This window comes from Actinophytocola gossypii (assembly GCF_025165815.1).
GTDB classification, from domain to species: domain Bacteria; phylum Actinomycetota; class Actinomycetes; order Mycobacteriales; family Pseudonocardiaceae; genus Actinophytocola; species Actinophytocola gossypii.
The window spans coordinates 133,830-147,407 of the sequence record NZ_JAFFZE010000003.1; the positions used below are offsets into that span (position 1 = coordinate 133,830).

General features: G+C 70.7%; 10 protein-coding genes and 1 pseudogene. 5 read left to right on the forward strand and 6 right to left on the reverse strand.

Features of this window, described 5'->3' with window-relative positions:
- Positions 1-166: 166 nt before the first annotated feature.
- Together JT362_RS01360 and JT362_RS01365 are read right to left on the reverse strand one after the other, a co-directional pair.
- The gene (locus JT362_RS01360) at positions 167-562 is read right to left on the reverse strand and encodes a YunG family protein (protein ID WP_260189120.1); all 396 of its coding nucleotides are present in this window, start codon (positions 560-562) and stop codon (positions 167-169) included.
- 124 nt (positions 563-686) lie between these two features.
- Positions 687-3,365, reverse strand: coding sequence for a SpaA isopeptide-forming pilin-related protein (locus JT362_RS01365; protein WP_260189121.1), 2,679 nt, complete (start codon positions 3,363-3,365; stop codon positions 687-689).
- Between JT362_RS01365 and JT362_RS01370 the strand changes: the two genes are divergently transcribed.
- Positions 3,337-4,038, forward strand: a complete 702-nt coding sequence (locus JT362_RS01370; RefSeq protein WP_260189122.1) for a hypothetical protein — start codon at positions 3,337-3,339, stop codon at positions 4,036-4,038. The two genes, JT362_RS01365 and JT362_RS01370, sit on opposite strands and share 29 nt — an antisense overlap.
- A 1,530-nt stretch (positions 4,039-5,568) precedes the next feature.
- Here JT362_RS01370 and JT362_RS01375 read toward each other — a convergent pair.
- The 4 genes and pseudogenes from JT362_RS01375 to JT362_RS01390 form a co-directional block, all read right to left on the reverse strand.
- Positions 5,569-6,066, reverse strand: a complete 498-nt coding sequence (locus tag JT362_RS01375) for a hypothetical protein (protein ID WP_260189123.1) — start codon at positions 6,064-6,066, stop codon at positions 5,569-5,571.
- Between the two features lie 86 nt (positions 6,067-6,152).
- On the reverse strand, positions 6,153-7,292 hold the full coding sequence (locus tag JT362_RS01380; protein ID WP_260189135.1) for a zinc-dependent alcohol dehydrogenase: 1,140 nt from the start codon (positions 7,290-7,292) through the stop codon (positions 6,153-6,155).
- Between the two features lie 198 nt (positions 7,293-7,490).
- Positions 7,491-7,837 (reverse strand): annotated as a pseudogene (locus JT362_RS01385) (IS3-like element ISRhosp5 family transposase); the annotation flags it as partial.
- A gap of 60 nt (positions 7,838-7,897) precedes the next feature.
- Positions 7,898-8,689, reverse strand: coding sequence for a DeoR/GlpR family DNA-binding transcription regulator (locus tag JT362_RS01390; protein ID WP_260189124.1), 792 nt, complete (start codon positions 8,687-8,689; stop codon positions 7,898-7,900).
- Between the two features lie 179 nt (positions 8,690-8,868).
- Here JT362_RS01390 and JT362_RS01395 point away from each other — a divergent pair, with 179 nt between their 5' ends.
- The 4 genes from JT362_RS01395 to JT362_RS01410 are packed head-to-tail and all read left to right on the forward strand — an operon-like array spanning position 8,869 to position 13,488.
- Positions 8,869-10,353, forward strand: a complete 1,485-nt coding sequence (locus JT362_RS01395; RefSeq protein ID WP_260189125.1) for an FGGY-family carbohydrate kinase — start codon at positions 8,869-8,871, stop codon at positions 10,351-10,353.
- Positions 10,350-11,819, forward strand: coding sequence for an FGGY-family carbohydrate kinase (locus JT362_RS01400; protein ID WP_260189126.1), 1,470 nt, complete (start codon positions 10,350-10,352; stop codon positions 11,817-11,819). The genes JT362_RS01395 and JT362_RS01400 overlap by 4 nt, the downstream gene beginning before the upstream one ends.
- Positions 11,816-12,460: a histidine phosphatase family protein gene (locus tag JT362_RS01405; protein WP_260189127.1), complete on the forward strand. Its 645-nt coding sequence runs from the start codon at positions 11,816-11,818 to the stop codon at positions 12,458-12,460. The genes JT362_RS01400 and JT362_RS01405 overlap by 4 nt, the downstream gene beginning before the upstream one ends.
- A complete protein-coding gene (locus JT362_RS01410; protein ID WP_260189128.1) occupies positions 12,457-13,488 on the forward strand; it encodes a 2-hydroxyacid dehydrogenase in 1,032 nt (343 codons plus the stop codon). Before JT362_RS01405 ends, JT362_RS01410 begins: the two co-directional genes overlap by 4 nt.
- The last annotated feature ends 90 nt before the right edge of the window (positions 13,489-13,578 follow it).

Consider the following 13,578-nt stretch of genomic DNA (forward strand, 5'->3'; position numbering starts at 1 on the left):
CAAGAGCGGATGCGCGACCGACTCACCCACCGGAACCTCGACCGAGCCGAGTGAGGTTCTCCGGTCGGCGTCGCCGAGATCAACGACAAGCCCCCGTAAGATCCACGACTGGAAGAAACCCCGAACTCGTCGCGTCAGATGCTTCCACCCTCGGAACTCGCGCGCTTCAGGTCGATGTCTGGTCCGGACCGAGCCGCGCCAGAACCCGACAGCGGAGCCGGTCATACTGCTCCGCACACCGCTTCGGCGGACCGGGCGATCGCACGACGACTCGCCCACTCAAGACGACCTCGTGTGGACGGAACTGCCCGCGTGTGAGGTCCACGTCCACGGTCCCGAACCGATTCCAGTAGTGGTAGCCGGTCCGCTCCCCACCGACGTGTACCTCGCCGAGCACCAGCTCCCCGCCGAGCAGGTCGTGCAACACGAGCGCGGTCGCGCCGCACTGCCCGCGTGCCGGGTTGCCGGGGTGCCAGTCGTCGAGGTCCACCGGATCACACGTGTCCGCGCCCCAACCCGCCCGCACGGCGTCCTCGACATCGGTCAGCGTCCAAGGCCCCATGTAGCGATCCCACACCATCACCCAACGTGACGTCCATTGCCCTGGACGGGCGCCGACAGCTCGTAGAACATCGAGGCGTGTGGTTAGTACGCAACTCCTGAACGATCAGCCCCTGGGAACGACGTCAGGACCTCGTTGCGTGTGTGTCCGGACCTTGCCCTCCGGCAGGTGAGTTCCGTGGTCGTCCTGCTGTGCCGCGTGCGCGGTGCGCGAGGGTGGCGCCGACCAGGATGGTGAGCGCGCCGAGCGGAAGGAGCCACCAATGGATACCGCCGGTCGTGGGCAGGGAGCCCGGTATGTCTCCGCCCGGTGGCGCCGGACCGGGAGGCCCGGGTGGTGGGGTGGTGCCGGGGACGTTCGGCTCGTCGCGCTGGTCGCGGAAGTGCGTGATCGGGAGGTCGGTGCCCGCGTTGCCCGCGTCGATGGTGATCGGTGCGCTGGTGCGGTCGTCTGGAAGCGTGTAGCCGGGAGGGGCGCCGACCTCGAACCAGTAGTACGTGCCGAAGTCGAGACGGTCGACGGCGCAGTGACCGTCGGGTTCGGTGGTGCACGCGCCTGCCCTCGTGTCGTCGGGGTCGGGTTCGTTGTGGCCGGGGCTGCCGTCGCCGTCGGTGTCTCGGAACAGCTCGAAGCGTGCACCGGCCAGCGGTGAGTCGTCGGCGGCGTCGAGCTTGCGCACCGCCAGCCGTGACTGCGTGCGCGGGTCGGAGAAGGTGCGCTCCTGGACGTCGCCGACGTTGCCGCTGTCGATCACGATCGGCTCGCTGACGATGTCGCGCGGAAGGTCGTACCCCGTCGGCGCGCCGGTCTCGACCCAGAAGTAGGTGCCGAAGTCGAGGTCGCCGATCGCGCAGGTGCCGTCGTCGTTGGTGGTGCACTGCCCCGCGAGCGTGTCGTCGTCACCGAAGGCCCCGTCGCCGTCGTCGAGGTAGAGAGCGAACGTGCCGCCGGCCAGGACGGCGTCATCGGCCGCGTCGAGTTTGCGGACGGACACCGAGCCCGGCTGACGCGGGTTGGTGAAGAGGTACGCCGGGATGTCGGTGCCCGCGTTGTCCGGGCCGAGCGTCACCAGTGGGCTCGTGCGGTCGGCGGGAAGGTCGTGCCCGTCCGGCGCGGTGACCTCGTACCAGTAGTAGTCGCCGTAGGGCAGGTCCCCCATGGAACAGGTGCCGTCCTCCCCCGTGGTACAAGTCGGGCCGACGGGTTCGTCGTCGGCGGCTGGGCCGTCGCCGGGCTCGGTGCCGTCACTGTCCCGGTAGAGCTGGAAGACCGCGCCTTCGAGTGGGTTCCCGCCGGGCCCGTCCACCTTCCGGACCGAGAGATCGGTGAGGATCTGCGAGTCGTGCACGTCGGTCACCGCCAGTTCGGTACCGGCGTTGTCCGCGTTGATCACGATCGGTCCGCCGACGGCTCCCTCGGGCCGTTCGTAGCCCTGGGGCGCCTCGGTCTCGACCCAGAAGTAGGTGCCGAAGTCGAGCTCGTCGACGGTGCACCTGCCCTCGGCCTCGGTCGTGCACGTCCCGGCCACCGGGTCGACGCCGGGCTCGTACGTTCCGTCGCCGTCGTCGCGGACCAGGTCGAACGTCGCTCCGGCGAGTGGTGCGCCGGTGCCGGCGTCCAGCTTGCGCACGGTCAGTTCCGACAACGCGCGGTTGACGAACCGGCACGCCGCGGTGGCGCCGGGCGGCAGTGCGAAGTCAGCGCGGCTGATGATCGCTTCCGCGGTGAGGCAGAACGACAGGTTGGGCATCAGGCGATAGCCGTCCGGTCCGGTCTCGGTGATGTCGTAGTGCTGGTCTGGGCGCACGGTGATGGTGTTGCCGTCCGGCGGACCGGCTCCCGCGACCGTGTGGGCGTGTGCACCGTCCTGGACGGGGTCGAGCGGGGCCACCGTGAAGGTGAAGTCCGACGGTTGCGCGTCACCGCCCTGCACGACCTTCTGGATGTTCAGCAGTGCGACGTTGTTGATCGCGGTGCACTCCATGTGCACGCCCAGCGGTACCGAGATCGCGCCCTCGTTGCCGTAGGCCATCCGCGGGGTCGGTCCGCCGACGACCTGGCAGGTCCACGAACCGGTCGACCGGGGGTAGCTCAGCGGCCGGCTGCGCACGTCTTCCTGGAGGTAGTGCGAGAGGAACTCGGGCTCGTCGTCGGCCGTCTCCGCGAGCTGGTAGGCGACGCGCGGAGTCACCTCGACCCGGGTGGCCCCGTCACTGCCGGAGCGACCCGACGGCCCGGGCAGCGCCCCGTCGGGGCCGAAGGCGTCCAGTGTCCACGACGTGGGGTCGGCCGGCCCGTGGGCGACCTCCTTGCGCAGGGTGAGGTGGCTGTGGCACTCGACGACGTTGGTCAGTGTCCACTCGTTCCCACCGCTCACGAGTGGCCGGTCGGCAGCCGGGTTCGCCGTGTCCAGCCCGTCACCGGACGCGGGCTCGCTGTCCTCGGGGGAGCCGTCCTCGATCGTCGCCTGGATGAGTTCGCAGCCGGGTGGGCTGATCGTGACGTCTTCGTCGATCGTCACCGGGCTGTCGGTGTCCGTGTCGTATCCGTTGCGTTCCTGGTCCCACGGTTGTGGCGACGGCGCCGCGGCACCCGGACCGCCGAGGTTGAGGTCCGCGCGGATCCCCGATGGCTGGGCGCCGTTGGCGTAGTCGTGGCTGCCGTCCGAGGTGAACACCCGCCACCGCTTGTGCACCACCACGGAGGCCGACGAGAAGTCGGGCGCTTCGTTGTAGACGACACAGCTGATCACGCCCTCGATCCCGATGCCGACGGTGAACCCCGTCGATCCGCTGTTGGTCACCTCGATCGGCACGTCGGCGCCGGAGCTCTTGTCGACGCAGGAGGCGTTCTGGTTGCCGATGCCGGTGCCGTCCTGGTTGGTCTGGTACAGCGTGTACGGCGGTTGCTCCGTCTCCGTTATCCGGAAGCTGCCCGCCGCGTCGCCCTCGAGCGTGACGTCGAAGTTGGTCGCACCGGTCTGCGTGTCGGTGGTCGCCGTGGCCGGGGTGATCGTGTCGGGTGGTGTGAGTGACGCCGCGCTGAACTCCCACGGCTCGTTCGGGGGTGTACGCGTCGTCGATCGTCCCGCCGTTGGGGATGATCCGCTTCACCACGGAGATCGACGGCGCGCAACTGGCGAGCACGACTCTGCGCAGGGCGCTTCCGACGGAGGTGAAGTCCGTGGTCTGCAGGTAGTCGGCGTCGGCAGCGTTGCTGCCGTCGTAGGCCGTCTGCCCAGAGATGGTCTGCAGGTTGTACGCCGCACCCGAACCGGTCACGCCGGCGCCGACACCCACGGCGAGGACTCGGCTGCCCTGGCTCTTGACCAGGTTGGCCGAGGCGAGGGCGTTGTTGAGCTCGCGGAAGCGGGTGTAGCCGGTGCCACTGCTGCCGAAGCCGGGTTGCGGGTTGGGACCGTACACGGTGGGGTTGCCGTCGGTGATGAACACGACCAGGTCGAAGTGGTTCGGTGAGCCGACCGCGCCATTGGCGTCGGCCACGGCAGCCAGACCGCGGTCCCAGTTGGTGTAGTTGGTCGGCGGGTTGTTGTTCCAGGAGGTGAACTGGTCCTTCACCCGCTGCGCGTCGGCCGTCGTGGCGACGGACTGCAACCCGGTGTTGGCCGGGTAGCCGTTGGCGGGCGAGTCGGTGCCGAAGGTGAACAGAGCGGCCTGCGACGGTGTGCCGCGCAGCGCGTCGACGAAAGCGCTCATCGCGTTCTTGAGGGCAGGGACGGAGCCGGCCATCGAGCTGGAGAGGTCTGCGACCAGAGCGACGTTGAGGCCGCACTGCTCCGGGAGGGGTGGGTCGACGCGCGATAGTCCGATGACACCGTCGGAGGCCGCGCGCCTGGTGTACTCGGTCTGGCCAGCCTCCGGAGATCCCGCGGGCGCGGCGAGAGCGGGGTCGGTGATCCATGTCGAGCCCGAGCGGTAGGTCTGACCGGCGACGAGGGCCGGCGTCGGCCAGACGAGCCGGTTGGTGACCTTCGTGCCGCCGGTCAACGGCGCGGTCTGCCACCGGGGGGTTGGCGTAGTAGCCGGCGGGGGCGTCGACCGCGGCCAGCCAGAGCCGGGTGCCCTGCGCGACCTCCCCCGACCCGGCGCCGATCGGGACGGTGAACGAGCAGTCGCCATCGGCGTCGGAGACGCAGGTGAAATCAGGTGTCGCCGAGGTGAAACCGTCAGGCCCGATCGTGCTGTCCGCGGGCCTGGTTCGGAACAACCCGTAGGTCGCGCCCGCCAACGATCCGATCGTCACCGCGCTCGTGCGGAAGTCGCCGAGGCGCACACTGACAACCGCCTCGTCGGACGCCGGCGTGGGAATCTCGGCGCGCGCTGCCGGGGTCAGCCCGAACGGCCCTGAGGATCCGGTGAGGAGACCCAGAACGAGGACCACCTCGCCCAGAGGCCGACAGGCCGCCACCATTCGCATCACTTTGCCGTCCGCTCGTCGGATCATGGTGTCAGTCAACTAGTGACTGTAGGTACAGATGTGACCACTCGCATCTCAAGCGAACTCGGCGGCACGAAAACTGACTCCGGCGTCGGATTGCGCCGTGAAAGTTACACGAAAGGCGGCGAAATCACCCGCGTCGGGTGATTCCTCGTTCGTGACGTGCGCGAACGACTCACAGTCGTTTGATTACGGCGGTGCTCGGTCGCGTATTCGGCAGGCACGCTGGCGCGGCGATCACGACGGCCGTGCTTCGTCACCGACGGGCGCCTCGGCTCCTGCAGGCGGTGCGGTCGCACTACCTCGGATCCCGACGACGGCATCTGTTCCTACCGCTTGGACGACTTGGCGGTGCCGGTGGTCGATTGCGGTCACGGTCGCGGCGATGACGCGGGTGCGCCGCAGGTGCCGCCGCGACGACACGGCCGTGTGCCGGGCCTCGACCGAACCGGCCACGGTACGCGCGCGTAGCCGTTCCTCCGAAGACCTCGTGTCGCACCGCGTCGAGCACCGGCACAATGCACGGCCTGACCGTGGGCCGGGAGCGGTCAGCGACGCCGGCGCCGCACGGACCTGACGGTCTTGACCACGAGGCCGGCGGCCACCACCCAGGGTGCCGCAACGATGATCGGATCCAGCGGGTGGTGCCGGACGTCGGCGCGTTTCCTCCCGATCCGTGCGGAGATGCCGTGCGCGAAAACCTCGCTCCGCACACCGGTCTGGGTGATTGGATTGTCCGGACGTGTGGTCAACAGGGAGCGCAGGTGCTGCTCCCCCGCGTCGACCCGGTCGGCGGCCAGCAGGAGCAGCCAGTGGGCGGCGCGTGCCTCGCTGTACTTCCGGTAGGCGAATCGGCGCATCGCGCCGGAAATCCCGTGTGGCGGACACGAGGTGCCGAAAACCGGGGTGAGGAACTTGTGCTCGGTCGACCGTTCCCTGGGCCATTTCTCTTCTTGCCGCTCGGGGAATTCCCAGTGTGCGCCGGTCCGGTCCTCCTGAATCCGCAGCTTCGGCACCGACGGCCGGTCCTTCGGGTCGAGGTCCACGCCCCAACCCGGGATCCGGGCACGCAGGTCGTCGCTCGACTCGGCGCGCGGTGGTCGCTCCGACGTGTAGGCCATGGCTACTCCCCTCAGGTGCCGCTCGGGACGATGAGCGGCTTGATGCAGTCGTCGAGTTTCGCGGAGAAGATGTGGTACCCCTCCGCGATGTGCTCGAGCGGGATGCGGTGGGTGACGATGTCGCTGGGCTTCAGGTAGCCGTTGCGGATGTGCTCGAACAGCCGCGGCCACTGCCGCTTCACCGGACACTGGTTCATCCGCAGCGTCAGGCCCTTGTTCAGGGCATCACCGAACTTGACGGCGCTGAACATCGGACCGTATGCGCCCATCACCGAGATGGTGCCGCCCTTGCGGACCGAGTCGATCGCCCAGTTGAGCGCCACCGGTGAGCCGCCCTGCAGCTTCAGCTTGGCCGCCGTGACGTGCTGGGTGAGGTTGCCGTCGGCCTCGGCGCCCACCGCGTCGATGGCGACGTCCGCGCCGAGGTGGTCGGTGATCTTCTTCATGTGCACGACGATGTCGTCGTACTCGGTGAAGTTGTAGGTCTCGGCGTGAGCGAACGTGCGCGCCTTCGCCAAGCGGTACTCGAGGTGGTCGATGACGATCACCCGGCCCGCGCCCATCAGCCAGGCCGACTTCGCGGCGAACAGGCCCACCGGTCCGGCGCCGAAGACCACGACCACGTCGCCCTCGACGATGTCCCCCAGCTGCGCGCCGAAGTAGCCCGTGGCGAGGGCGTCGGTGAGCATCACGGCGTCCTCGTCGTCCATCCACTCGGGTATCACGGTCGGGCCGACGTCGGCGAACGGCACCCGCACGTACTCGGCCTGGCCGCCGTCGTACCCGCCGCAGGTGTGCGAGTAGCCGTAGATCCCTCCCACGGCCGTGGCGTTGGGATTGACGTTGTGGCAGTTCGAGTACAGGCCCCGCGCACAGAACCAGCACGTCCCGCAGAAGATGTTGAAGGGCACCATGACCCGGTCGCCACGCTTCAGGTTCACCACGCTCGAGCCCACGTCCTCAACCACGCCGATGAACTCGTGCCCGAACGTCATGCCGACGCGCGTGTCCGGCATCATCCCGTGGTACAGGTGCAGATCCGAACCGCAGATCGCGGCCAGCGTCACCCGCACGATCGCATCGTTGGGATGCTCAACGACAGGGACGTCCTTCTCCTCGACCCGAACCTTGTACGGCCCGCGATACACCATCGCACGCACCGGCGCCTCCTCACGCGTGGGGACGGCCGGATACCCGCGCGTTCACGGGATAACCATGAGGATCGGCGGACACCGCGGTGTCAGTCCTCGTCGACGTCCTGGTCCTCCTGTTCCCGCCGCACCCGTTCCTGCGCCTCCTCCCCCTGTTCTCGGCTCCCCTCGGCCGGCTCGCTGGGGTGTTCGCCTCAGGTCCATCACCGTGGCCAGGTAGAGGAATGTGCCGTCGGCGATGGGCAGGTAGGTGATGTCGCCGACGTAGCGGGTGTTCGGTGTCTGGGCGGTGAAGTCGCGTCCGAGCAGGTCGGGGGCCTCGACCGCCGCCGGGTCGGCGAGGGTGGTGCGGTGCCGGCGGCGCAGCCGCAGCCCCGCCAGGCCGGTGCCGCGCATGACCCGGGCGACGCGCTTGTGGTGGATCACCCGATGCGCGCGGCCAGGCCGGCGTCGTCCGCGGCGCGCGCCGCGCGGGCCGGGGCGGTGGCCTTCCAGTGGTAGTAGCTGGACCGGGCGAGGCCGATGACCTGGCACAACCGCTGCACGCCATGATGGCGCTGATGAACCGCGCACTCGGGGTCGCGTACGAATACGTATGGCACCAATTACCGTGCCTGGGTGGTCACGGTGGTGAGGGTGACACCCGCGTCCCGAATGCGACGGCGCTCGGCGGCGGGTAGCCCGTCGTCGGCCAACATCAGGTCGAAGTCGGTGAGCGGGGCCAGCGCGTAGAGCCCCTGCCGGACGAACTTCGTGTGATCCACGAGCAGGACTCGACGCGAGGCCGCGCTCATCATCGCCCGTTTCACCTGGATGGTCGCCTGCGACTGGTGGTAGCAGCGGCCGTGCGAGATGGCGGTCGTGGACAGGAACAGGGTGTCGGCGCGCACCTTCGCCACGCCCTCGGCGGTGTAGAGACCGAGGAACGCGTCGTAGGCGGGGAAGTACTCGCCGCCGAGGCCGATCAGCGTGATGCCCGGCGTCCCGGCGAGCATGCCGATCACCGGCTGGAAGTGGGTGATCACGGTCAACGGGACCCGCTCGACCAGCCGCTGCGCGAGGTGCAGGCACGTGGTGCTCTCGTCGAGCATGACCGTGTCACCGGGGGCCACCAGATCGAGCGCGGCCGCGGCGAGCGCGCGCTTGACCTCGGGCATCGTCGCCATGCGCTGCGCGACGTCCCCGTGGAACACGGCCGACTGCACGCTGGTGGCGCCGCCACGCACCTTGCGCAACCACCCCTCGGCCTGCAGTGCGTCGAGGTCGCGGTGGATGGTCATCAGGCTGACGCCGAACTCCTCGGCCAGCACGTCCGCGCGCAGGAACCCGGCGCTGCCGACCCGCTCCCGCACGCGGTGGCGCCGCTGGGTCTGGATCGCGGCCCGTTCGCTGGCCAACCTGACCTCCCTGTGTTATGAGATGTGAAGTTATCACAGCGATGGTGTCCTGATCAGGCCGCACGAGCACCGCGTTAACGTGATGGACGGGTGATGTCGTGATGAGTTCGCCACCACGGTTGCGCGACCAGCGCGCACGCGTTCTGCTTGGCCTACCCGGGGGTGCCGAGAGGAGCGAAATGGCCACGGTGGCGATCGACGCGGGCACGTCGATGATCAAGGCGGTGGTGTTCGACGACGCTGGCACCGAGGTCGCCGTCGCCCGCGAGCCAACCACCGTGCGCCGGCCGCACCCCGGGTGGGCCGAACAGGACATGGACTCGGTGTGGACCGCGGTCGCCTCGGCCGTCCGCGCCGTACTGTCCACCGTGGACGTGGAGGTCGCCTTTGTGGCGATCACCGCGCAGGGCGACGGATGCTGGCTCGTCGATGGGGATGGCGAGCCGACCGGCCCGGCGATCCTGTGGTCGGACGGCCGGGCCGCGGGCGTCGTGGAGTCCTGGCGGCGGGCCGGGGTCACCGAGAAGGCGTTCCGGATCAACGGTTCCCTGGGTTTCTCCGGCCTGCCGCACGCCATCCTGACCTGGCTCGCCGAGCACGACCCCGCCCGCCTTGAGGCGTCGGCGACCGCGCTGTACTGCGGCGGCTGGCTGTTCTCCCGCTGCACCGGACTGCTCGGGGTCGACCTGTCCGACGCGTCGGTACCCTTCCTCGACCCACGCACCCGCGCCTATTCCACCGAACTACTCTCCCTGTACGACCTGGACTGGGCGCGGCGGCTGCTGCCGGAGGTCCGCCGGCCGGCGGCGCGGTCGGCCCCGCTCACCGAGCGAGCCGCGGCGCAGCTCGGGCTGCCGGCCGGCCTACCGGTGGTGCTCGCGCCCTACGACGTGGCGTCGACCGCGATCGGCGTGGGAACCACCGACCCCGGCCAGGCCTGCACGATCCTGGGTACCACGCTGTGCACCGAGGTGATCCGCGACCGGGTCGACACCGCCGGTGAGCCGGGCGGGCTGACCGTCGCACTCGACACCGGCGACGACGTGCTGCGGGCGTTCCCGACCCTCGCCGGCACCGAGGTGCTCGACTGGGCGAGCACCATGCTCGGCCTGGCCCACGCCCGCGACCTCGCCACCCTCGCCGAGCAGGCCGAGCCGGGTGCCGGCGGGCTGGTTTTCCTGCCCTACCTCTCCCCCGCCGGCGAGCGCGCGCCGTTCCTGAACCCGCACGCGCGCGGGACGTTCTGGGGCATGTCGCTCGAACACGGGCGGGCGGAGGTCGCGCGGGCGGTGTTCGAGGGCCTGACCATGGTGATCCGTGACTGTCTCGCCGCCACCGGCGCGGACGCGACCGAACTGCGGGTGTGCGGCGGTGGGGCGGGCAGCGCGATGTGGTGCCAGCTGATCGCCGACGTGACCGGGGTGCCGGTGGTGACCTCGGCCGACACCGAGGTCGGCGCGAAGGGCGCGATGCTCACCGGCCTGGTGGCCACCGGTGCCGCGCCAAGCGTCTCCTCGGCCGCGAGGGACTACGTGCGACCGACCAGCTCCCGCGAGCCGGACCGCGACCGTGGCGAGCTGTACGCGCGGCGGTTCGAGCTGTTCCGGGAGCTGCGGGAGATCTCGACGCCGGGTTGGGCCCGGCAGGCGGAAAGGCGAGCATGACGGTGTCCGGTGAGGTGTGGCTCGGTATCGACGTCGGCACGCAGAGCGTGCGCTGCGTGGCGACCGACCACACCGGGGCGACGGTGGCGACCGGATCGCACGCGCTGGACGGGCGCCGTGACGGCGTACGGCACGAGCAGGATCCCGCGCGGTGGTGGGCCGCGCTGGTCACGGCGTGCCGGCAGGTCACCGCCGAGCTGGGCACCCGGCCGGTGCTCGGCGTCGCGCTGTGCGCCACCTCCGGCACGATCCTGCTCACCGACCCGGCCGGGGAGCCGCTCACCCCCGGCCTGATGTACGACGACGGTCGCGCGGTGACCGAGGCGTCTCACGCGGTCACGGCCGGCGCCGCGTTGTGGGGCTCACTCGGCTACCGGCCGCAGGCGTCGTGGGCACTGCCGAAGTTGTTGTGGCTGCTGGCGAACATGCCTGACCTTCCACGAGGGACCCGGCTGGCGCACCAGGCCGACTACCTGACCGGACGGCTCGCCGGCGAGCCGACCCCGGCGGACTCCAGCCACGCGCTCAAGACCGGCTACGACCTCGACGGCGAGCGCTGGCCCGACGACGTGCTCGCCGCCCTGGACGTACCGGAAAGCGTGCTGCCGGCGGTCGTCCGACCAGGAAGTCCCATCGGCACGGTTGACGTGGACAGTCCGACCGGGATCCCGGCGGGCACCCCGGTGATCGCCGGGATGACCGACGGCTGCGCGGCACTGCTCGGTGCCGGCGCGCTCGAGGTCGGCTCGTGGAACACCGTGCTCGGCACGACCCTGGTGGTCAAGGGCGTCACGGCGCAACGGCTACACGACCCGCTCGGTGTGGTCTACTCCCACCGCGGCCCGGACGGCGCGTGGCTGCCCGGCGGCGCGTCCAGCGTCGGCGCCGGCGCGCTCACCGCCGAGTTCGGCGGCCGGGACCTGGCCGAGCTGGACGCCGGCTGCGCCCGCCGACCGCACACCACGCTGTCGACCTATCCCTTGGTCTCCCCCGGCGAGCGGTTCCCGTTCGCCGCCCCCGACGCGCATGCGATCACCGTCGGCGACGCCCGCGACGAGGTCGACCGCTACGCCGCGATCCTGCGCGGGGTAGCGTTCACCGAGCGGCTGTGCCTGGACTACCTGGACCTGCTCGGCGCACCGACCGGCGGCACGCTCAGCCTCACCGGCGGCGGCGCCCGCAGCCGGTACTGGTGCCAACTGCGCGCCGACACGCTCGGCCGCCCGGTGCGGGTGCCGCGCGACGCCGACCCGGCCGCCGGGATGGCGCTGCTGGCACGTGCCGGCGGCACGTCGCTCGCCTCGGCCGCCAGAGACCTGGTGCGCGAGCACGAGGTGTTCGACCCGGATCCGACGCGGCGCGACGTGCTGACCGAGGGCTACCTGGCGCTCGTCGCCGCACTGCACGACCACGGCTGGCTGCCCGGCGAGCTGGCCGACCACGCGATCGCGAGGAGCACACGTTGACCGAGTTCGTGCTTGTCCGGCACGGCGAGACCACCTGGCACGAAGAGAACCGCTACGCGGGACGCACCGACGTGTCACTCACCGACCGAGGCCGGCGCCAGGCCGAACTGCTCGGGCAGTGGGCGGCCGGCGCGGACCTGACCGCGGTGCGCACCTCACCGCTGGGCCGTTGCCGGGACACCGGCCTGCTGGCGGCCACCGGGACCGGACTGACCCCGGTCGCCGACGAACGGCTGCTCGAGCTGGACTTCGGCGACGGCGAGGGCCTGACCGCGGCGGAGATGACCGCCCGCTTCCCCGACGCCAGGGCAGCGTTCGAGACCGACCCCGTCGAACACCACCTACCGGGCGGCGAACACCCGGCGCACGCCGTCGACCGCGCGGTCGGCTGCCTCGCCGACCTGGCCGGCGCCCACCCGGACGGCCGAGTGCTCGTAGTCGGCCACTCGACCCTGAACCGACTGCTCCTCTGTCATCTCCTCGGCATCCCGCTTCGTCAGTACCGCAGAACTTTCCCCGTGGTTCGCAACTGCGCCCTCACCACCCTCCGCTGGGCCAGCACCGGCACCGCCGCCCTCATCGAACTGAACCGTCCCGTCCAAGACCAACCCGGAAGCCGAACGGAGCAACCCAGAACATGACCAAGAACGTTGATCCCGGGGAGGCGAAACCGATCCTGGTCGCCGGGGACCTGTTCGTGCGCAGCGCGGTGCTCGTCGACGCGCTGCGCGCGCAGATCGGCACGGCGGCCGACATCTCCACGATGGAGCTGCCGTGGCCGGTGGAACCGTTCCGGAGCATCGGCGAGGTCGACGAGGCGAGCGGGGACGAGGACGAGGTGATCGCCGCGCTGGCCGGCGTCCGGATCTGCGTCACCCAGTTCGCCCCGCTGACCGAGCGGGTGCTGGCCGCCTGCCCGGACCTCGAGCTGTTCTGCGTCGGCCGAGGCGGGCCGGTGAACGTGAACCTCGAGGCGGCGCGCCGGTACGGGGTAACGGTGACCAACGCGCCCGGCCGCAACGCGGAGGCCACCGCCGAGCACACGATCGCGATGATCCTCGCGGCGGCTCGGCGGATCCCGGACACGCATGGCGAGCTGCGCGGTGGCGTGTGGCGCGGCGACTACTACCGCTACGAGCAGGTAGGGATCGAGCTGTCCGGCGCGACCGTCGGTCTCGTCGGCTACGGCGCGATCGGTCACCGGGTCGCCGCGATCCTGGCCGGGTTCGGCGCGCGGGTGCTGGTGCACGACCCGTACCTGCCGGCCGGCCAGGACGTCGAGTCGGTCGCCCTGCCCGAACTGCTGCGGCGCTCGCAGGTGGTTTCCCTGCACGCCAGGCTGACCGCCGACAACCGCGGCCTGATCGGCGCGAAGGAGATCGCACTGATGCCGACCGGCTCGATCCTGGTCAACTGCGCGCGCGGCGGGCTCCTGGACTACGACGCCGCCTGTGACGCACTGGACTCCGGGCACCTGTTCGCCGTCGCGGCGGACGTGTTCCCGGCCGAGCCGGTTCCCCCGGATGCTCGCCTGCTGCACACTCCCGGCTTCGTCGTCACCCCGCACCTCGCCGGGGCGAGCAGGCAGACCGCGCACAACGCGGCGAACACGGTGGCCGCCGACGTGGCACGGTTCCTGCGTGGTGAGCCGGTGGCCAACCCCGTGTGAGGTGTGGTGGGGGGCGGGCCCCCCCGCGCCCCCCCCCCCGGGCCGGCCCCCCCGGCGCCCCCGGGGGGGGAGGTGGCCGCGGAGGGAGAG

Bases quoted from the DNA above. Each gene is read 5' to 3' on its own strand.
- JT362_RS01360 (WP_260189120.1), bottom strand. From the start codon at position 562: ATGGGGCCTTGGACGCTGACCGATGTCGAGGACGCCGTGCGGGCGGGT.
- JT362_RS01380 (WP_260189135.1), bottom strand. From the start codon at position 7,292: ATGGTGTATCGCGGGCCGTACAAGGTTCGGGTCGAGGAGAAGGACGTC.
- JT362_RS01395 (WP_260189125.1), top strand. From the start codon at position 8,869: ATGGCCACGGTGGCGATCGACGCGGGCACGTCGATGATCAAGGCGGTG.
- JT362_RS01410 (WP_260189128.1), top strand. From the start codon at position 12,457: ATGACCAAGAACGTTGATCCCGGGGAGGCGAAACCGATCCTGGTCGCC.
- JT362_RS01400 (WP_260189126.1), top strand. From the start codon at position 10,350: ATGACGGTGTCCGGTGAGGTGTGGCTCGGTATCGACGTCGGCACGCAG.